This window comes from Paraburkholderia sp. A3BS-1L, assembly GCF_051125215.1.
Classification (GTDB): domain Bacteria; phylum Pseudomonadota; class Gammaproteobacteria; order Burkholderiales; family Burkholderiaceae; genus Paraburkholderia.
In genome coordinates this window covers 1,341,393-1,361,589 of sequence record NZ_CP120443.1, presented here as the reverse complement: position 1 = coordinate 1,361,589, position 20,197 = coordinate 1,341,393, and the positions used below count along the sequence as shown (strand labels likewise).

General features: G+C 64.8%; 15 protein-coding genes. 11 read left to right on the top strand and 4 right to left on the bottom strand.

Features of this window, described 5'->3' with window-relative positions:
• The first annotated feature begins 59 nt into the window (after positions 1 to 59).
• Positions 60 to 863, top strand: coding sequence for an aspartate/glutamate racemase family protein (locus tag P5W99_RS21355; RefSeq protein WP_421025398.1), 804 nt, complete (start codon positions 60 to 62; stop codon positions 861 to 863).
• A gap of 110 nt (positions 864 to 973) precedes the next feature.
• Positions 974 to 1,735: an ABC transporter substrate-binding protein gene (locus P5W99_RS21350; RefSeq protein WP_434662839.1), complete on the top strand. Its 762-nt coding sequence runs from the start codon at positions 974 to 976 to the stop codon at positions 1,733 to 1,735.
• Between the two features lie 88 nt (positions 1,736 to 1,823).
• Here P5W99_RS21350 and P5W99_RS21345 read toward each other — a convergent pair whose 3' ends face one another.
• Complete coding sequence (locus P5W99_RS21345; protein ID WP_434662836.1) at positions 1,824 to 3,134, bottom strand: tyrosine-type recombinase/integrase; 1,311 nt, start codon at positions 3,132 to 3,134, stop codon at positions 1,824 to 1,826.
• A 343-nt stretch (positions 3,135 to 3,477) separates the two neighbouring features.
• Here P5W99_RS21345 and P5W99_RS21340 point away from each other — a divergent pair, with 343 nt between their 5' ends.
• The 4 genes from P5W99_RS21340 to P5W99_RS21325 all read left to right on the top strand — a co-directional run bounded on the left by P5W99_RS21340 (position 3,478) and on the right by P5W99_RS21325 (position 8,128).
• On the top strand, positions 3,478 to 4,632 hold the full coding sequence (locus P5W99_RS21340) for a pyridoxal phosphate-dependent aminotransferase (RefSeq protein ID WP_421025395.1): 1,155 nt from the start codon (positions 3,478 to 3,480) through the stop codon (positions 4,630 to 4,632).
• Between the two features lie 76 nt (positions 4,633 to 4,708).
• Entirely contained in the window at positions 4,709 to 5,488 is a 780-nt protein-coding gene (locus P5W99_RS21335; protein ID WP_434662833.1) for an ABC transporter substrate-binding protein, read from the top strand.
• 3 nt (positions 5,489 to 5,491) lie between these two features.
• Positions 5,492 to 6,916 carry an FAD-binding oxidoreductase gene (locus tag P5W99_RS21330; RefSeq protein ID WP_421025393.1) on the top strand — a complete coding sequence of 475 codons (1,425 nt, stop codon included), beginning with the start codon at positions 5,492 to 5,494 and terminating at the stop codon, positions 6,914 to 6,916.
• Between the two features lie 39 nt (positions 6,917 to 6,955).
• A complete protein-coding gene (locus P5W99_RS21325; RefSeq protein WP_434662829.1) occupies positions 6,956 to 8,128 on the top strand; it encodes an alpha-hydroxy acid oxidase in 1,173 nt (390 codons plus the stop codon).
• Between the two features lie 32 nt (positions 8,129 to 8,160).
• Here P5W99_RS21325 and P5W99_RS21320 read toward each other — a convergent pair whose 3' ends face one another.
• Positions 8,161 to 9,123, bottom strand: a complete 963-nt coding sequence (locus P5W99_RS21320; protein ID WP_434662826.1) for a hypothetical protein — start codon at positions 9,121 to 9,123, stop codon at positions 8,161 to 8,163.
• A 137-nt stretch (positions 9,124 to 9,260) separates the two neighbouring features.
• Between P5W99_RS21320 and P5W99_RS21315 the strand changes: the two genes are divergently transcribed.
• From P5W99_RS21315 to P5W99_RS21295, 5 genes are read left to right on the top strand one after another with little or no spacing between them, the layout of a single operon-like run.
• Entirely contained in the window at positions 9,261 to 10,127 is an 867-nt protein-coding gene (locus tag P5W99_RS21315; protein ID WP_434662823.1) for a M15 family metallopeptidase, read from the top strand.
• A gap of 7 nt (positions 10,128 to 10,134) precedes the next feature.
• Positions 10,135 to 10,326, top strand: coding sequence for a hypothetical protein (locus P5W99_RS21310; protein WP_434662821.1), 192 nt, complete (start codon positions 10,135 to 10,137; stop codon positions 10,324 to 10,326).
• Positions 10,327 to 10,333: 7 nt separating this feature from the next.
• Positions 10,334 to 14,227 carry a type VI secretion system membrane subunit TssM gene (gene tssM, locus P5W99_RS21305; protein ID WP_434662818.1) on the top strand — a complete coding sequence of 1,298 codons (3,894 nt, stop codon included), beginning with the start codon at positions 10,334 to 10,336 and terminating at the stop codon, positions 14,225 to 14,227.
• On the top strand, positions 14,224 to 15,234 hold the full coding sequence (tagF, locus tag P5W99_RS21300) for a type VI secretion system-associated protein TagF (protein WP_421025387.1): 1,011 nt from the start codon (positions 14,224 to 14,226) through the stop codon (positions 15,232 to 15,234). The genes tssM and tagF overlap by 4 nt, the downstream gene beginning before the upstream one ends.
• Before the next feature lies 1 nt (position 15,235).
• A complete protein-coding gene (locus P5W99_RS21295; RefSeq protein WP_421027001.1) occupies positions 15,236 to 16,225 on the top strand; it encodes an OmpA family protein in 990 nt (329 codons plus the stop codon).
• A gap of 81 nt (positions 16,226 to 16,306) precedes the next feature.
• Here the strand turns inward: P5W99_RS21295 and tssA are convergent, their stop codons facing one another.
• Both tssA and tssH read right to left on the bottom strand, forming a co-directional pair.
• On the bottom strand, positions 16,307 to 17,476 hold the full coding sequence (gene tssA, locus P5W99_RS21290) for a type VI secretion system protein TssA (protein WP_421042688.1): 1,170 nt from the start codon (positions 17,474 to 17,476) through the stop codon (positions 16,307 to 16,309).
• A gap of 2 nt (positions 17,477 to 17,478) precedes the next feature.
• Positions 17,479 to 20,178 (bottom strand): type VI secretion system ATPase TssH, encoded by a 2,700-nt coding sequence (tssH, locus tag P5W99_RS21285; protein WP_421025385.1) that lies wholly within the window; start codon positions 20,176 to 20,178, stop codon positions 17,479 to 17,481.
• Positions 20,179 to 20,197: the final 19 nt, after the last annotated feature.

The window sequence follows — 20,197 nt, the reverse complement described above, 5'->3', positions numbered from 1 at the left end:
TATATATAGAAAATTGATTTTCATTAGGGGTAACCCTGGAGCAGCGCCGGAGACAAACGATGAATACCGCTCCCTTTTCACCCGGAGGCCATTGTCCCGCAACCGCGGCGCACCAAGGCCGGCGGTCAAGGCAAGTCCATCCGGTCGGCATACTCGGCGGCATGGGGCCTGCCGCCGGCGTCGATTTCGTCAGGCTTTTCCTGGAGGCGTGCGAAAGGCATCTGCGCGCGGCCGGTGCGCCTATCGTCGATCAGTCGTTTCCGGAGCACTGGCTCGTGCAGGTCCCGGTGGTGGACCGCAGCCGCGCCTTGCTGGAGCGCGACGCGCCGCAGCCGCTCGAAGGCATGGAGCGCGCAATCGCGCAACTGGCCGCCGTTGGTGCGCAAACGATCGCGATTGCCTGCAATACCGCGCATGCCTGGCACGCCGCGTTGCAGCGCGGCCGGCACGGCGTGGAACTGCTGCATATCGCCAAGGAGACGGCTGCGCATTTGCGAGCCGGCGGCGTGGACGCAGCGGTCTTGCTGGCTACCCAGGGCACTTACCGGATGCGGCTGTATCAGGACGCCTTCGATGAATGCGGTATCCAGTGCGTGCTGCCGCTGCCCGAGGAGCGGAAGACGCTGATGCAAGGGATCTACGAAGGTGTGAAAGCCGGCAGGCCCGACATCGCACGTGAGCGCTTCGGCGCGGTGGCGGACGCGCTGCATCGGCGGCATGGTGCGCTGCCCCTCGTCATGGCCTGCACGGAAATCCCGCTCGCGCTGCCTTTCGTGGAGGAGGCGCGCGAGTGGACGCTGGTCGATCCGGCGGACGTGCTGGCGCGTGCGCTGGCGCGGCGCGCCTATGGAGTCAATGGTTGAGAGGCGTTGGAGTGGCGCCGCCAATGCTCAGGATACCGAAGTCAAGTGTGCAGCAAAACGCAATTTCCCTATCTCTACGAGGAGTTGAAGTTAAAAGACTTTCCGCAGCCTTGATCGTTACCCTGTTCGCCGCGTCGGCAACGGGTGTGCAGGCGAAAACCTGGTCGACCATCCGCTTCGGCGTTGACGCGAGCTATCCGCCATATGAATCGAAAGCGCCCGATGGCCAACTCGTTGGCTTCGACATCGATCTCGGCAACGAAATTTGCCATCATCTGCATGCAAAGTGCGTATGGGTCGAGCAGGATTTCGACAGCATGATTCCTGCGCTGAAGGCGCGCAAATTCGACGCCATTCTGTCCACGATGTCGAAAACTGCTGCACGAGAGCAACAGATCGCTTTCTCGACAAAAGTCGCTCATTCGCCTGATCGCATGGTCGCGAGAAAGGGGGCAACGATCCTGCCCACGCCAGAAGGCGTGAAGGGCAAGCGGATCGGCGTGGAGCAGGGCTCGATTCAGGAGACCTACGCGCGCGTGCACTGGGAGCCGGCTGGTGCGACGATTGTCCCTTACCAGAACCAGGATCTGGTTTATGCGGATCTGGTTTCGGGCCGGCTCGACGCGTCCGTGCAGGACCAGGTGCATGCCAATCTCGGTTTCCTCAACACTGCGCGCGGCAAGGACTTCGCGTTCGTCGGCACGACGCTCGACGACCCGAAGATTCTCGGCAACGGCACGGCCATTGGCATGCGCAAGGAAGATGCGGATCTGCGGGAGAAGGTCGATCAGGCGCTTGCCGACATGCACAAGGATGGCACGTACGACAAGGTTGCCCGGAAGTATTTCGATTTCGACATCTACGGGAAATAAGCCGCGGGTTTTCGATGTCCCGTTGCCGGCGTGACGTCTCGCAGGATTGGCGAGTCATCACGCCGGCGCGGCTCGTATGGCCGCGCCATCAGCGCCAGTTCATCCGGTGGTTCCCGGTCGTTTCATCGTGACGGCGATCGTCCTCTTCATGCGCGTACTGGCTGGTGGTGTTGATCGAGTCGTGCCCGAGGTTGTCGCGCACCGTGCGCAGATCCAGATCGTTGTCCAGCATGTGCGACGCCGCCGTATGTCGAAGCCAGTGGGCGGACGCCTGGCGAATGTGGTCCGCGTGATCCGCATACTCGCCGCCCCGGGTTTCGGTCCAGTCCGCCGCTTTGGCGAACACCGCCTTGATCGCGTTATGCACGGTCTTGCGATCGACGCCTTCGCCTGAAACATTGCCGGCACGCTGGCGAAACGGCAGCAGCAGGGGCGTCAGTTCATTGCGCGCCGGCAACGGCCCCAGGCCATGCGCTTCGCGATAGCGCATCAGTTCGGCGAGCAGTTCGTGGGAAACCGGGATGCGCCGGTACTTCAGGCCTTTGCCCACCACCTCCAGCCACCAGCGCGGCGTACCGTCGGTGCCGATTTCGCGCACAAAGTTGCCCATCGTGCCCGCGGCAACTTCCGAAATCCGCAGACCGAGCAGATAGAACAGGGTGGTGAGCCACCGCGCACGCGCCTTTTCGCGCTGTTGCCGCGGATCCTGCTCAGGCATGGCGGCCACGTAGTCCTTGACGTGCTGCCACATGACTGCCGGGAGATAGCGCGTGATCCGCTGGGCCGGACGGCGCCGGCGCTGCCGCAGCAGGCCGAGCGGATTGCCGCGCAGGTAACCGGCCTCGACCAGCCAGCCGAACATGCTGTCGAGGATCACCACGGCCTGTTTGATGCTGGCCGGCTCGAGCCGGCCCGCGAACGGGCGCCAACGCGGATCGTCCGTGGCGTACCGGGCGCCGCCTTGCGTGACCCACGTGGAGGCCGGCTGGGGATCGGCGAGGAATTGACGGTAACGCGCGAGGTCCTCGTGTGTCAGTGACGACACCGGCTTGAGCTCGGCGATCACCGTCCAAATGGGATTGCGCCGGTCGGGCGCCGCGAGGAATTCACGGAACAGACGCAGGTCTTCCTGCGCGATCATGCCGGGTCCGCTGAGCGCCTGCGCGAGCGCCCAGAGCAGCAGACGGTCGGCTTCCTTGCGGTAGTTCGCGTGCGTGGCCGGGCTGTCGACATAGTTGGCCAGCCACAGGGAAATGGCTTCCAGATCGGTCTCCGCGCGAATCTGCCGGCGCGCGGCGTCGCCCAGGTTCGCGCCGGCGCCGCCAGTCCCGGCTGCGCGTAGCTGGAGCGCCGAGGCGTATCGCAAAGGCAAAACGGGCAAGGAGTTTTCCGCGCTCATCGAGCTTCCTGATCTGTTTGGGTGCGTTTTGGTGTGCGTCTAGCTGCGCCGGACGAGGCTCGGCGGCTTGAATATTGTATCTCCTGCTTCCATTCCTTCAATTCCCCATTATATGCATAATGTGAATTAAATTGAACGTGTGGTTGTATTTTTGCCGTATTACGTTGGATTATCAACTATTTTGGCCTATATGGGCATTGCGCATCCAACCAACGCCCGCGGCATGCATTTAACTCATGCCCACCATGCAAATTAGTCGATTGGCGTCGAATACCGCTCCGAATACAGTGTCGTGATCGTGCGCACGCGCATCGAGCCACACCCGATCCCAGAAGGAGAATTCATGCGAAGCGCCACCGTACCCCGTTCCAAGCTGCCCGATGTCGGCACCACGATCTTCACCGTGATCGGGCAGCTCGCGGCCGAGCACGACGCGCTGAACCTCTCGCAAGGCGCACCGAACTTCGCACCCGATCCGGCGCTCGTCGAAGGCGTCGCGCGCGCGATGCGCGACGGCCACAATCAGTACGCTCCGATGGCCGGCGTCGGCGCGCTGCGCGACGCGCTTGCCGAGAAGACCGAGCGCCTGTACGGCACGCGCTACGACCCGTCCACCGAAATCACGGTGATCGCGAGCGCGAGCGAAGGCCTCTATGCATCGATCAGCGCCCTCGTGCACCCCGGCGACGAAGTGATCTACTTCGAGCCCTCGTTCGACAGCTACGCGCCGATCGTGCGGATGCAGGGCGCGACTCCGGTTCCGATCAAGCTCGTGGCGCCGCAGTTCCGCGTCGACTGGAACGCGGTTGCCGCCGCGATCACGCCGCGCACGCGCATGATCATCGTGAATACGCCGCATAACCCGACCGCCACGGTTTTCTCCGCCGAAGACATCGCCCAGCTCACCCGCCTCACCCGCCAGACCGACATCGTGATCCTGTCCGACGAGGTGTACGAGCATGTCGTGTTCGACGGCGCGCGGCACGAAAGCATGGCGCGGCACCGCGAGATCGCGGAGCGCAGCGTGATCGTGTCGTCGTTCGGCAAGTCGTTCCACGTGACCGGCTGGCGCGTCGGCCATATGCTCGCGCCCGCCGAACTGATGAACGAGATCCGCAAGGTTCACCAGTTCATGGTGTTCGCGGCCGACACGCCGATGCAGGTCGCGTTCGCGGAAATGCTCGCGCAGCCCGCCAGTTATCTCGGCCTGGCCGCGTTTTATCAAAGCAAGCGCGACCTGCTCGCGCGCGAGCTCGCAGGCTCGCGCTTCGAGTTGCTGCCGAGCGAAGGCTCGTTTTTCATGCTCGCCCGTTTCCGTCATTTCTCCGACGAGCACGACAGCGACTTCGTGCTGCGCCTGATCCGCGATGCGCGCGTCGCAACGATTCCGCTATCCGCGTTCTATACGGACGGCACCGACAATGGTGTAATCCGGCTCAGCTTCTCGAAGGACGATGCGACGCTGGTGGAAGGCGCGCGGCGGCTTTGCAGCATTTGATGTGACGGTTGAAGCACCGGCGGGGCAACCATGCGCCGGTCACTGATATTCCCTGGACCTGGAAGAGTAAATCACAATGAGACACCTGAAAATTTGCCTCGCCCTCGCTTGTACGTTCGGTTCCGGCGCGGCGCTCGCCGGTTCGGATACGCTGCGCTACGGCCTTGAAGCCGAATATGCTCCGTTCGAATCGAAGTCGCCGAGCGGCCAACTGGTCGGCATGGACATCGACGTCGGCAACGCCGTATGCAAGACCGCGCAGCTCAAATGCACGTGGGTCGAGACGTCGTTCGACGGCCTGATCCCTGCCCTGAACGGCCGCAAGTTCGACGCGATCAACTCGGGCATGAACGCGACCGACAAGCGCCGCGAAGCCATCGACTTCACGCACGTCATCTACCGCGTGCCGACGATGCTGATCGCGCGCGCCGGCAGCGGCCTGCAGCCGACGTCAGCATCGCTGAAGGGCAAGCGCGTCGGCGTGCTGCAGGCGTCGGTCCAGGAAACCTATGCGAAGGTTCACTGGGAGTCGGCGGGCGTTTCGGTCGTGTCTTACCAGGACCAGAACCAGGCCTACGCCGATCTGGCCGCCGGCCGTGTGGACGCCACCCTCGTGCAGGCGCCGTCGGGCCAGTCCGGCTTCCTCGACCGCCCCGAGGGCAAGGGTTTCGCGTTCGCCGGCGGCGCGGTGCGCGACGACAAGATCCTCGGCGCCGGCATCGCGTTCGGCCTGCGCAAGGGCGACACGACGCTGAAGGACAAGCTCAACGCGGCAATCGACAAGCTGAAGGCCGACGGTACCGTGAAGTCGCTCGGCCAGAAGTATTTCGGCAGCATGGATATCTCCGCGGAGTAATGCATGCCGATTCACGATATGGCGGCCACGTGCGGTGTACCGGGCCACGCGGCAACGGACGCGCTCGACGGCGCGCTCATTGCCGAACTCGGCGCGGACATCGTCACGCGATCGGCCGATATCGATCCGCACTACTTCACCGCGTATAACGAAGCGCCCGGCGCGCGGCCGCGCGCGCTGGTGCGGCCGCGCAGCGTCGACGACGTCTCGCGCACGCTCGCGCTGTGCACCAAGCTCAACCAACCCGTGGTGCCCCAGGGCGGGCTGACCGGCCTCGCGCGCGGTGCGGTCGCGCTCGGCGGCGAGATCGTGCTGTCGATGGAGCGCTTTGCCGGCATCGAGTCGATCGATGCCGCGGCCGGCACGATCACGGTGCGCGCCGGCACGCCGCTGCAAGTGGTTCAGGAAGCCGCGGAAGCAGCCGGCTTCACGTTCGGCGTCGATCTCGGCGCGCGCGGCTCATGCCAGGTCGGCGGCGCCATCGCCACCAACGCGGGCGGCACGCGCGCGATCCGCTATGGCGTGATGCGCGAGCAGGTGCTCGGGCTCGAAGCCGTGCTCGCCGACGGCACGGTCGTTTCATCGATGAGCCGGGTGCTGAAGAACAACACCGGCTACGACCTCAAGCAGTTGTTCGTCGGCAGCGAGGGCACGCTCGGGATCATCACTCGCGCGGTGCTGCGGCTGCGCCCGAAGCTCGCGCCCCCTGCCACCGCGATGTGCCGCGTCGCCGATTACGACGCCGTCGTGCGGCTCTGGGACCGGATGCGCGCGGAGCCGGAGGTCGTCAGCTTCGAGGCGATGTGGCCGTCGTTCTATCGGTATGTCGGCAGCCATACGCCCGATGTCACCGCGCCCTTTTCCGGCGAGGAGGGTTTCGCTGTGCTAATCGAGTGCGCCACGAGCGCGCCGGGCGGCGATGCGGCACAGACGCTCGAAACGTGCCTTGCCGACTGCTTCGACGCGGGGCTCGTCGACGATGCGGCGCTCGCGACGTCGGAGCGGCAAATGCGCGACATGTGGCTGCTGCGCGAGGGTCTCGCAATCGACGCGCTGCCGAACCTCATGAATTTCGACGTGAGCCTGCCGACCGGAGAACTCGGCGAGTTCGCGCGGCGTTGCGAGGCGGCACTGCATGCGCGCTGGCCGGAGGCCGTGTGCCTGTTCTTCGGGCACGTCGGCGATGGCAACGTGCATATCGGTGTGTCGCTCGCCAAACTCGACGAGGCGCTCGCGCACGAAATCGATCGCACGGTCTACGGTGTCGTGCAGGAAATGGATGGATCGATTTCTGCGGAGCACGGGATCGGCGTATTGAAGCGGCGATACCTGGCCTGCACGCGCAGCGACGCCGAAATCGGCCTGATGCGTCGCTTGAAAGCGGCGCTCGATCCGCTGCAGATCCTGAATCCGGGGAAGGTCCTTTGAGCGGCAGTAGCGCTTGACGCGATCAGGACGTACACCGAAATGAAACGCAAGCTCTATGGCGGACGGAATCCGGCCCGCGCGGTCGCGATTGCCGATCTTCAGGCGATGGCGCGCCGGCGTCTGCCCCACTTCGCGCTCGAATACCTCGAATGCGGTGCCGAGGACGAACTTGGGGTCCACGCGAATCGCGCGGCGTTCGAGTCGCTTCGGCTCGTGCCTCGCACGCTGCGCGACGTCTCGGTTCGTTCGATCGAAACGCAGTTCAAGGGCGGCCATTCGGCCGCGCCGATGGCGGTCGGCCCGACCGGTTTCAACGGCATGCTGTGGCGCGATGCCGATATCGCATTGGCGCGAGCCGCCGCTCGAAGCGGCGTGCCGTTCTGCCTGGCGACGCTTGCGAGCGCGAGCATCGAGCGCGTTGCCGCAGCCACGCGCGAGTGGCCCGATATGCCCCGCTGGCTTCAGCTCTACATGTTCCAGGACCGGCAATGTACGCTGGAACTGATGCAGCGTGCCCGTGATGCGGGATACACGTCGCTCGTGCTGACCACCGACGCAACCGTGTACGGCAATCGCAACTGGGAGGCGCGCAATTACCGCGGCTTCAAGAAACCGGACTTCCGGAACCTGCTCAATACCGCAACGCGCTGGCGCTGGCTCGCCAACGTGTACGCACCAGGACTGCCGCGCTTCGAGAATCTCGACGGCTTCATCGGCAAGCGCGCAAGCGCCCTAGACGCGGCCGAGTGGATCGAGCGTCAGATGGACACGACGCTCGCGTGGCGCGACGTCGCATGGCTGCGTGAGCGCTGGGACGGCACGCTGATCCTGAAAGGCATCCTCAACGCCGACGACGCGGCGCAGGCCGTGCGCTGCGGCGTGGACTCGATCGTGGTGACGAACCACGGCGGCCGGCAACTCGATGCGGCGATCCCGAGCATCGCGGCGCTGCCCGTCATTGCCGATGCGCTCGGCGGGCGTGCCGAGATTCTGCTCGACTCCGGGGTCCGGCGCGGAATGGATGCGCTCAAGGCGCGCCGTCTTGGCGCGCAGGGCGTGCTGCTCGGGCGCGCCACGCTTTACGGCGTGGCAGCGGCGGGCGAAGCGGGCGCGTTGCGCGCGCTGCAGATTCTTCGCGATGAAATCGACAACGGGCTCGCGCAACTCGGATGTGCGAGTCTGGATCGGCTCGCCGATATTGCAATAGCGTAACGCCCCTGGGTGGGGCGCGCGCCGCTGCAACCTCAATGCTCGTTACTTGCCCGCGCCGCCGAGGGGCATGCTGGATCCAGACCCCAGTGACCATCGCACACGCGCCAGCGGCACAACTGGTCTTCGAAGAAGCCGCGCTCGCCGCATGCCTTCACTTGCTGCGCAAGCGATGCGGTGCTGTCGGCCTTGGCTCCAGCCTTCTGCGCGCGCGCGGCCGACTTCGTATCGGCCGGCTTGGTGCGCGCAACGAGCACGGCCAGCAGATCGACATCGGAATCGTCCTTCTTCACGGCATTGCCCGGCTTCTTCGATTGCGCAACCGTGCTCTTGCTTTCTGCACGACGGGCGGAGGGCGTCTGCTGCTTTGCGCCCTTCTCGTGTGACTGCGCGTGTGACTGCGCGCGTGACTGCACCTGCGCCCGGGGCACCTGCGCCTGCGCCGCTTTAGACGTTGCTGCCGCAACCGTGGCGCCGCTCGCGTTGCCCGCCCCATTGGCCAGTGCGCGCGAAAGCCTGTCCGCATCGCTAGCCGGCGCAGCGGACGCCGAGCTGTCGGCAGCCGACCTGGCATTGGCCGCATCGTCGTCGGCGACGATCTTTGCCGCTTGCGACGCCGAGCCCGCATCGGGCGCGCCCGCCTGTGCGCTCGCAACGACTACCCGCGATGCAGTTGCGTCCGCAACGGCAAGCGTGGCGCTTGCCGGCGCGGCCACACTCGCTGCCGTGGATGGCGCGCGCGTCATTAGATGCCATGCGCCGAATGCGCCGGCGCCGACCACGAGCAGCGCGACGAGCGCGCCGGTCTTCGAGGAACGCGACGTCTTGCCTGCCGGCGCAGCAGGCGGCACGACGCGCCCTTCGAGGTTCGCCAGAATGCGCGAGCCATTGGGTGCGCCGTTGGCAGGCGCACTGGACGCTTTGGCGGCGCTGTCGGCTAGCAGGCTGGGGGGAGCGCTGGATGAAGCTTTAGGGCGGGAGTTGTCCGGCACACTCATTAGAGTCTCATTCGAATCGTGCACATTGAATCGGGCCTGTTTCGCCGTGATAATACGTGTCGGCCCGACTTCGGGCAGGCCTGATTCTAAAATCAAGCATTACAAAAAACAATTACCTCTAGTTCACGGGGTTGCTTTTGGTCGCCATTGCACTCGTTGTCTATTTCGTCGTTACCGTTCCCCTGGCAGCAATACTGCTTTTCCCGGACGTGCGGGCCGCGTTTACTGAGACAATATTCAATCTGCATAGCCATATTGCACGACGCGCTTCAGCAAGCGCCACGCATGCGCGTAAAGGAATTTCAAAGTCGGCAAAATATTCCCAATCAACTGTAGCCGGCATGCAAAATTTGCTGATTAAACGGCGCTTGCTGATTTTGTCGACGACGGGTATTCTTGCGATGCCGCCGCTGATTGCTATTGCGCTTCGCGGCCACCAGTTATTCCAATACGATGACACGCTTCGTGCGCCCGATGAGAAAATCGCGGCGTTGCTCAATGGCGAGCAGCTCGTCCCGCCGCCGCCATTACCGCCCGAAGCGTTCGCCTCACGGGAGGTCGAACAGGTTCGCCCCGCATTGGTGGATGCGAGCCGCGACTGGAATCTGCTCGATCCCGACTTCCGTACGCGTCTATTGCTCGCTTATAAAATCATGCACGAGCAATACGGTTATCAAATGGCCTTGCTGGAAGGTTATCGGAGCCCCAACCGGCAGGACCGGCTGGCGAAAATGGGAAGCAACGTGACCAATGCCGCGGCATTTCAGAGCTATCACCAATATGGTCTCGCGGCGGATAATGCATTTTTACGTGACGGAAAACTCGTCATTTCAGAAAAAGATCCTTGGGCCATGCGCGGCTATCAGTTATATGGACAGGTTGCCGAGCAAGTCGGGCTAACGTGGGGTGGCCGGTGGAAAATGATGGATCTCGGGCACGTCGAATATCACAAGCCCGGTTTCGTGCTCGGGCGCAAGGCCGCGGCTCTTCAAAAAGTCCAATAGCGCGCCAATGAAAATGCCATTGACACGCCTTATTATTGCCCGCTTCATGGCCTACTTCGCGGCTCGTTTCACGACCCATTTCACCGAATTCGCTCAATCCGCCAACACGCGCGACACGGTTTCGCAACCGAACGCCGATAAGCTCATGCGGCCCGCCGCCGCGGATCATCAGAACAGCATTCAAAGCACCAGGACCTGACCGGCTTATGCAACGCTTCCTCAACGGGCTGACCGACAAGCGCACGATTTCCATTCTCGGCTTCATTGCGCTGGCCGCGATCCTGTCCTTTTTCGCCGAGTCGGGGCAAATCTCATACGCGTGGGTCGGGGTCGTGCTCGGCGCGGTGCTCGTCCTGTGGCTGCTCGTGTGGATCGTGCGCCGCGTCCGCGTGCGCCGCGCCAATGACAATCTCGGCAACATGCTCGAGCAGCAGGCCCAGGCCGAGAGCCCCAGCAGCGCCGCCACCGCCGCCGCGAGCGGCAAAGAGGCCGAACTCGACGTGCTGCGCACGCGCCTCGTTGACACGGTCAAGACCATCAAGACGTCGAAGATCGGCCAGCTTTCGGGCGGCTCGGCGCTCTACGAACTGCCGTGGTACATCGTGATCGGCAATCCGGCGGCGGGCAAGAGCAGCGCCGTGCTCAATTCGGGCCTGCAATTTCCGTTCGCCGACAAGAAAGACGCCATCGTGCACGGCATCGGCGGCACGCGTAATTGCGACTGGTTCTTTACGACCGAAGGCATTCTGCTCGATACGGCGGGCCGCTACTCGGTGCACGAGGAAGACCGCGGCGAATGGCTCGGCTTTCTCGGTCTGCTCAAGCGCTATCGCCCGAAGGCGCCCATCAACGGCATCATCGTGACGGCCAGCATTGCCGAGCTCACGGGCAACCGCCCCGAGTTCGCGATCAATCTCGCAAAGAACCTGCGCCAGCGCGTACAGGAGCTCACCGAAAAGCTTGAAGTGTTCGCGCCTGTCTACGTGATGTTCACGAAGGTCGACCTCATCACGGGCTTCACCGAATTCTTCAGCGGCAGCGACCGCAACGAATATGACCGCGTCTGGGGCGCCACCCTGCCCTACGAGCCCGACGAACAGCGCGACGTCGTCACGCTGTTCGACGAGCGCTTCGAGGAGCTCTATGACGGCCTCAAGGAAATCAGCATCGCGCAGATGTCGATCAGCTGCGGCAACGCGCTCACGCCGGGTCAATTGAGCTTCCCGCTCGAGTTTTCCACCATCAAACCCGCGCTGCGCGCGTTTCTCGCTACGCTGTTCGAGAACAATCCCTTCCAGTACAAGCCCATTTTCCGGGGCTTCTACTTCACGAGCGCATTGCAGGAAGGCGAGACCAATAGCGCCGCCGCGCAGCGCATCGCCAATCGCTTCACGCTCTCGACCGATAGCCTGCCGAAGCCGCAAGCCGCGTTCTCGAAGAACGGCTTCTTCCTGAAAGACCTGTTTTCCAAGGTGATTTTCGCCGACAAGCAAACGGTCCGCCAATTCATGAGTCCCGCCAGGACGCGCCTGCGCTACGCCACTTTCTTCGGTGTGGTGGCCGCGCTCGCGCTGGCGCTCGGCGGCTGGACGTGGTCGGCGATCAACAACCAGCAACTGGTGGCCAACGTGCAGGCCGATCTCGACAACGTCGAAAAGCTGCAGCGCAACCGCAACGACCTGCAATCGCGCCTGCAGGCGATGGACATCCTCGAAGACCGCATCGAGCAGCTCGAGCAGTTCCGCCGCAGCAAGCCGCTCGCGGTGTCGCTGGGTCTGTATCAGGGCGACCGGGTCGAGCAGCATTTGCTGCAGGAATACTACAACGGCGTTCGCCAGATCCTGCTCGCGCCGGTCTCGCAGAATGTCGAAGGCTTCCTCAAGGAAGTCGACGCGCATCCCGACCAGCTCGCGCCCATGACGCGCGCGCCCGATTCGGGCGTGGCGCCGGTTTCCGCGCGTGCAGCCATGGCGAACCCGAACCAGGGCGGCCTCTATAGCGACGCGTCGCCCACCAGCGTCGAAGACGCGTACAACGCGCTCAAGACCTATCTGATGCTCTCCGACAAGCGTCACGTGGAAGCCGCTCACCTCACCGACCAGATCGCGCGCTTCTGGCGCGGATGGCTGGAGCAGAATCGCGGCAACATGCCCCGCGATGAAATGATCAAGAGCGCGGAGCGCATGATCACGTTCTATCTCTCGCGCGTGTCCGACGACGACTGGCCGATGATCAACGCGAATCTCGCGATCGTCGACCAGACGCGCGAAGACTTGCGCCACGTGGTGCGCGGCATGCCGGCGCGCCAGCGCGTCTATGAAGAAGTCAAGGCGCGCGCCTCCACGCGGTTCGCGCCCATGACGGTGGCGCGCATCGTCGGCGACGGCAACTCGTCGCTCGTGGCGGGCAGCTACGCGATCCCGGGCACCTTCACGCGCGAAGCGTGGTTCCAGTATGTGCAGCCCGCGATTCGCGAAGCCGCCACGAAGGAACTGCAGGCGAAGGACTGGGTGCTCAACACCTCGGCCAGCGACGACCTCACGCTCGAAGGCAGCCCCGAGCAGATCCAGAAAACCTTGGTCGGTATGTACAAGACCGAGTACGCGCAGCACTGGCAGAAGTTCATGCAAGGCATTGCCGTGCAGGATTTCGGCAGCTTCGGCCAGGCCGTGGACGCAATGAACCGCCTCGGCGACCCGCAGGATTCGCCGATCCGCAAGATCCTCGAAACCGCGTACGACCAGACCTCGTGGGACAACCCCTCGCTCGTCAACACCACGCTGAAGCAAGCGCAAAGTGGCGTCACGGGCTGGTTCAAGAATCTGTTCTCGCGCGCCACGAGCGGCCCGATCCAGGCCAACATCGACATCAACGGCAATCCAGTCCAGATGCCGATGGGGCCGGTCGGCCAGGCGTTCGCGGGGCTTGGGCGCATTGTCGTCACGCACGACAACGGCTCGATGCTCAAGGGCTATATGGACTCGCTCTCGAAGGTGCGCACACGCTTTAACACCATCAAGAACCAGGGCGATCCGGGGCCGGGCGCGCGCCAGCTGATGCAGCAGACGCTCGACGGCAGCGGCTCGGAACTCGCCGATTCGCTGAAGTTCGTCGACGAACAGATGCTCACCGGCCTCACCGACGACCAGCGCAAGGCGCTGCGCCCGCTGCTCGTGCGCCCGCTCATGCAGGCGTATGCCGTGGTGATCCAGCCGGCCAGCGCCGAAGTGAACAAGGTTTGGAACGCGCAGGTGTATCAGCCCTTCCAGGCGTCGCTCGCGAGCAAGTATCCGTTCTCCAGCACGGCGAAGATCGAGGCGGGCTCCAGCGAAATCGCCCAGACCTTCGGCCCGGACGGCGCGATCTCGAAGTTCGTGAGCACCACGCTCGGGCCGCTCGCGGTGCGCCGCGGCGACACGCTCACCGCGCGCACATGGGGCGACATGGGTCTCACGCTCATGCCCGACTTCACCAACGGCTTCGCGCGCTGGGTCGCGCCGCTCGCGGGCGGCGCGGCAAGCACGAGCGCGGGCTCGAGCGAGCCGCAGACCGTGTTCCAGATCCTGCCGCAGCCTTCGAGCGGCACGACCGAATACACGATTGCGATCGACGGCCAGCAACTGCGCTACCGCAACACGCCGCCGCAATGGGCCAACTTCGTGTGGCCGAACCCGCAGGGCACGCCGGGCGCGACGCTTTCCGCGACCACCTTCGACGGCCGCACGATCCAGCTCGTGAACGAGCCGGGCCGCTACGGCCTCGAGAAGTTGATCAATTCGGCGCAGCGCAGCCGCAAGCCGGACGGCACCTTCGACCTCACGTGGACGCAGGGCAGCGTGACGGTTTCGGTGAGCATGCGCATCATCAGCACCTCGCAGCCCACGGCCTCGGCCGGCAATGCGCCCCAACCGCAGGGACTGAGCGGCGTGCAGCTGCCGTCCTCGATCGCGAACGTAGGCCCGGCGGGCGGCAACCCCAATGCGCAGGGTGCGCCTGGCGTGCCCGGCTCCGGCAACGCGCAGAACAACAACGCGTCCGGCGGCGCGGTCACGACGGCCAACGCCACAGGCGCCAACAATAACGCGGGAGAGGCGCAATGACGCAAACCGTTCAGGCGCAGATCGCCTACTTCGGCAAGATCCCGTCGCGCGGCGACTTCGTGAAGAGCCCGCACAATCCGCAGCTTCTGCAAACGCTCGACCGCTGGATTGCCGAAGCCATGGACATGCTCACCGACGATCCGCGCTGGAAGATCGTCTACGAAGAAGCGCAGCCGATGCACTTCGCCTTCCTCGGCTCGCAGAGCAAGCTCGCGATCGCGGGGCATATGGTGGCGAGCCACGACCAGTCGTCGCGGCGCTTTCCGTTTCTCGCGGCCACGGCGCTCGAAGTCGAGCAGCCGCTCGCGTTTCTCGCGCGCAGCCCGCTCGCGCTCGCGCGCCTGTGGTCGCGCGTCTCCGCGCAGATGCAGCCGCTGCTGGGCACGAGCGAGCCGTCCGGCGCGCTGCAGGCGCTCGGCGAAATGCACGTGCCGGTGGACGTGGGTGGCGCAGGCAATCCGCACGACGGCACCTTCGCCGATTTCGTCGACCATCAGACGCTCTCGGGACTCGAGCAAATGCTGCTCGCGAGTGGTCATCCGGTGCGCCTGCGCGGCGCGATGCTCGCGCTCGGCTCGCTGCTGCGCCCCGTGATGACGAGCGGCACCGCGCATCTCGAACGCGGCCTCACGCTGCCCTTGCCCGTCGATCCGTTCTATCGCAGCCTCGTGGCGGCGTTCTGGCTCGAGCTGATCGCGCCGTTCGTCTCCGGGGCCGATTTCGAACTGGCCATTTTCATGGGCACCATCGCGCAGCGCGAACGGCTTATCGTCGGCTTTAACGGCGCGTCCCCGAAAACCCTGCACAGCGTGGTCGATCCGCAAACCTACGCCGCCCATAACATCGATATCGACGATCCCGAGTGGGTCGACGAACATGCACAGAACGACCATGGCATCAGCAAACTCGTCAGCTACCTCGACCAGCCGCAACTGTCGCTGCGCGTCTCGATCGACACGTTCCGCGAGGCGTTCATCGGGGAGACGCCCGATGGCCGCCGTGCTTGAGATGCATAAGCGCGGCGCGCTTGCCGCAGCCGTCGCGCTGGCGCTTGGAACCTTCGGCGCGCTCGACGCATTCAGCGCGCCCGCGGTTGCCGATGAGGCCAGCCCCGCGCGCGTTACGCCCGTGGACACCAGCGGCGCACAGATCCGCACCACGGCGCTGCTCGCCACGGCATCCTCGGGCGATGTCGCCAGTGCAACTGGCCTCGCGGATGGTGCTGGCAATCCTGGCAATCCGGTAAATCCGCCCTCCGCTTTCGGCGCGCGCGGCGCCGCGAGCCCGGCGCCCGCGAATACGGTGCCGGGCCAGGTCGTGGTGGGCGGCAAGGTGCCAGATGAAGCGACTCATTCCGCCGTGCTGCAACGCCTGCGCGACACCTATGGAGCGGCGAATGTGGTCGACCAGATCGAAGTGGGCGACGTGGCCACGCCGCCCAACTGGTCGGCGAACGTGCAGAAGCTGATCAACGCTCAGCTCAAGCGGGTGCACAAAGGACAACTGAAGATCGACGGCACGCAGATCGAAGTGCGCGGCGAAGTGGGCAACGAAGCGCAACGCCAACAGATCGCGAGCGACATGGCCAATGCGCTCAATCCCACTTACACCATTCGCAACGGCCTGCGCGTGAGCGCGTCCGAGCAAGGGCTGCTCGACCAGACGCTGGCGAACCGCACGATCGAATTCGAAACCGGCAGCGCCACGCTCGCGCCCCAGGGCCGGGCGATTCTCGACCAGATGGCGGCCGTGCTCGCGAAGATGAACACGCGCACTGTCGAGATCATCGGCCACACCGACAATTCGGGTAACCGCGCGTCGAATATCGCGCTGAGCCAGGCGCGCGCGGATACGGTAAAGGGCTACCTCGTCGGCAAGGGCATCTCGCCACAACAGCTCACGACGGATGGCGTCGGCCCCGACCAGCCAGTGGCTTCGAACGACACGTCCGAAGGGCGCGCGCGCAATCGCCGAATCGAGTTCCGCGCGGGGCTTTGAGTCCTTTGAAGCCTTCGAGGCTTCGCCCGCGCCGCCTCAACGCGGTCGACCGGGTGTGCGTTTCCCCCGGTAGACGCCGCATCACTCTTCGTTCTTCACGCCCAGCATCTCGCGGATATGCGAGAGCGTGCCGTCGTCCTTCACCACCGTCGCCAACCACTGATGCAGTGGCATGCCGGCCCATTCGGCGGCCTTGTCGGCGAGATAGGCCACCGGGCTGTGCGGCTCCGTGGCGCGGAAATAATCGGCCACTGCGCGCAGTTGCGCGACAGCATCGGCACGGCTCTGAATGCCGCCATGCGCGTGGCCATGAATACGATGGGCGGTCTGCTGCACGGGTTCCTCGTGAGGCAAGGCTGTCTTGAAGCTCGGTTCTGTGCGCTCCGGCGTGGCGCGCGCATCGTTTTGGACTGCTTGTGAGGCATGCTGCTGGGCATCTGCGGGATGCGGTGATTCCGCCTGCTTCGCCGCCGCGTCGAGATCGACACCGACGTCGCGCGCAAAACGCGTCACCAGACCGTAAACGCTCTCGAATGCATCGCGCGTCTGCCGGAAGCTCGGCGCGGCGTCGCCCGCACGGCTCTCCAGCTCGTAGTCGAGCGCCGCAAGCGCCGTCTGGAACGCCCTGAATTGCGAGAGCAGCGCATCATAGAACGCAGGCGCGGTAGCGCGCCGCGAGGCGTCGATCTGCTCGACCGACGGTTTGCCGCGCGCAATGTCAGCCGCGTTGTCGGGATCGCGCTTGATGGCCTGCGCGACATGCTGCGCGACCTCCCAGTCGAGCGCGCTGAACGGCGTGCCCGACTGCGTGAGCGGCACGGCGCGCAGCAGTTCGGCCGAACGCCCCGCTAGCCACGCGACGTTGCCGAGGCGCGACTCGATGTCGTCGCCTTCGGGCAGTGGATGCAGATGATCCCAGAAACGCTCGACGAGCCCGGTGAGCACCGCATAGCCCTGGGTGAGACCGGGCATGCCGTCCTGGATCGCCAGGGCCTCGGTGAGCCACACGGCCACGCGCAGATCCTTGGTTTGCGCGGCAAGCAGCGCCGTGCAGCGTTCCGCGACGAAGCCCCAGTCCGCCTCCTTGATCTCCGTGACCCATTCGCCCTGATCAAGCGAGGGATCGTCGAAACGGCGCGCATGCGAAATCGCGTCGAAATCCGCGGAAAAGAGCAGGTCCTCGCCGCACGGCGAGCTTTCGTTGATAGGCGCGAAGATTGGTGCGAGTTGCGTGGTGTAGTCGGTCGACATGGTCAATTCACGGTGTATTCGAATTCGCCGGCCTCATTCGCGCGCACTGCCACGCTCGCGAGTGCGGTACCCTGCGCAATGCGTTCGAGCACGTGCTGCGCCAGCTCGGGCAGCAGCGTGCCGTTCAGGATGTGGTCGACATTGCGCGCTCCCGAGTCCACTTCGGTGCAGCGGGCCAGCACCGCTTCCACGAGCGAGTCGTCCCACTCGAAGGCGGCGCCGTGATTGACCTCGATGCGCCGGCGAATGCGTTCGAGCTTGAGTTCGATGATCTCGGCGAGAACGTCGTCGGAGATTGGATAGTACGGAACGACTTTCATGCGCCCGAGGAACGCGGACTTGAACGTCTTGTAAAGTTGCGGCCGCAACAATTCGGCGAGCGCATCGGCGTCCGGCAATTCCTCGGCTGGCTTGTTCAGGCATGCCTGCATCACGGCGGTCGAGCCCACGTTCGAAGTCAGGATGATGAGCGTATTGCGGAAATCTATGGCGCGCCCTTCAGCGTCGTCCATCGTGCCTTTGTCGAAGATCTGGAAGAACATTTCCAGCACGTCGGGGTGCGCCTTCTCGACCTCGTCGAGCAGCACGACCGAATACGGATTGCGGCGCACGGCCTCGGTGAGCACGCCGCCTTCGCCGTAACCCACATAGCCCGGCGGCGAGCCCTTCAGGCCCGAGACGCTATGGGCCTCCTGGTACTCGCTCATGTTGATGGTCACGAGCTTGCGTTCGCCGCCATAGAGGATATCGGCGAGCGCGAGCGCGGTTTCGGTCTTGCCCACACCGGAGGGACCCACGAACATGAACACGCCGCGCGGCTTGTTGGGGTCTTCGAGGTTCGCGTTCGCCGTGCGCACGCGCTGTGCGATCGCCTCGAGCGCGTGGTCCTGGCCGATCACGCGCTCGCCGAGCAGCGGGCTCAGGTTGAGCACGGTCTTGATTTCGTCCTTCACCATGCGGCCCAGCGGAATGCCGGTCCACGACGCCACCACTTCGGCCACCACGTGCGCGTCCACCTGGAGCGGCACCATCGGTCCGTCGCCCTGCAGCGTATGCAACTGCTCGACGAGCGCGGGCAGATCCGCGCGTGCGGCATCGGCGTCGCGGCCGAGGTCCGCGACGCTGTCGTTTGCATTGTCTTGAGCGCCCGCTTCCCGTGTCGCGTCGATGCGGCCGCGCAGCGCCGAGATCCGCGCGACCAGTTCGCGCTCCTTCGCGTAGCGCGCCTCATCCTCGGCAACGGCAGCCGCGGCCTCGTCGCGCTGCGCGCGCAATTCGCCGAGGCGTTCGTCGTGCTCGGCACCGTTGGCCGCTTCGCGTTCGAGCGCCGCGATCTCGGCCTCGATGCGTTCGATGCGGCGCTTGCCGTCGTCGATCGCGCCGGGTGTCGAGCTATGCGCGAGCGCGACCTTCGCGCACGCGGTGTCGAGCACGCTCACGGCCTTGTCGGGCAATTGGCGGGCGCTGATGTAGCGATGAGAAAGGCGCACGGCTTCGGTAATGGCCTCGTCGAGAATGTGCACGTTGAAGTGGCGCTCCATGAGACTCGTCATGCCGCGCAGCATCGCCGCCGCGAGCGCCTCGCCGGGCTCTTCGATCTTCACCACCTGGAAGCGCCGCGCAAGCGCCGCATCCTTTTCGAAGTACTTCTTGTACTCGCTCCAGGTCGTGGCCGCGATCGTGCGCAATTCGCCGCGCGCGAGCGCGGGCTTCAGCAGGTTGGCCGCATCGTTCTGGCCCGCCTGGCCGCCCGCGCCGATGATCGTGTGCGCTTCGTCGATGAACAGCACGATGGGCTGCGAGCTCCTTTTCACCTCGTCGATCACGCTTTTCAGGCGGTTTTCGAACTCGCCCTTCACGCTCGCGCCAGCCTGCAACAGGCCCATGTCGAGCATGCGCAGCGCAACCTTGCGCAATGGCTCCGGCACGTCACCCTCGGCGATGCGCAGCGCGAGCCCTTCGACCACCGCGGTCTTGCCGACGCCCGGCTCGCCCGTGAGGATCGGATTGTTCTGGCGGCGGCGCATCAGGATGTCGATGGTCTGGCGGATCTCGCCTTCGCGGCCGATCACCGGATCCACATGGCCGTCTCGCGCACGCTGCGTGAGATCGGTCGTATAGGTGTCGAGCGCCGGCGTCTTCGAGGGGCCGGCACTCGCCTGCGCCGGGGCATCGCCCGATGCGGCGGCGTCTTGCGCCGTGTTGCGTTCGGCATCTCGCGGCACACCTTCCACCGACCCTTCGGTCAACTCGTCGAAGCGATGCTTGAGTTCGGCCCCCGGCACGCCGGCAAGGCGCGTGGACATGCGTTGCGCGAATTGCGCGAGATCCGGCGCGCTCAACAGCGCGAGCAGCAAATGGCCCGAGCGGATGCGGCCGATTTGCGTATCGAGCGAAGCAATCAACCACGCCTGCTCGAACAACGCAACCAGATGCGGCGAGAACACCGGTGTGCGCGCATTGCCCGTCTTGAAGCGCTGCAATTCGCGCTCAAGATCGGCGCGCACCGCATGCGGATCGATGCGCGACGCTCGCAACGCACGCACGAGATCGGACGCAGGCTCTTCGAGCAGCGCCAAAAACAGATGCTCGAGATCGACTTCGTAATGCCCGCGAGACAGGCATGAACTGGCCGCCCGCTCGGCCGCCAGGCGGCTAGTCGTGTTGAGCTTGGTAATCAGGGTTTTAAGGGGCGTGCTCATGTCGTGAAGTCGGAGGAGG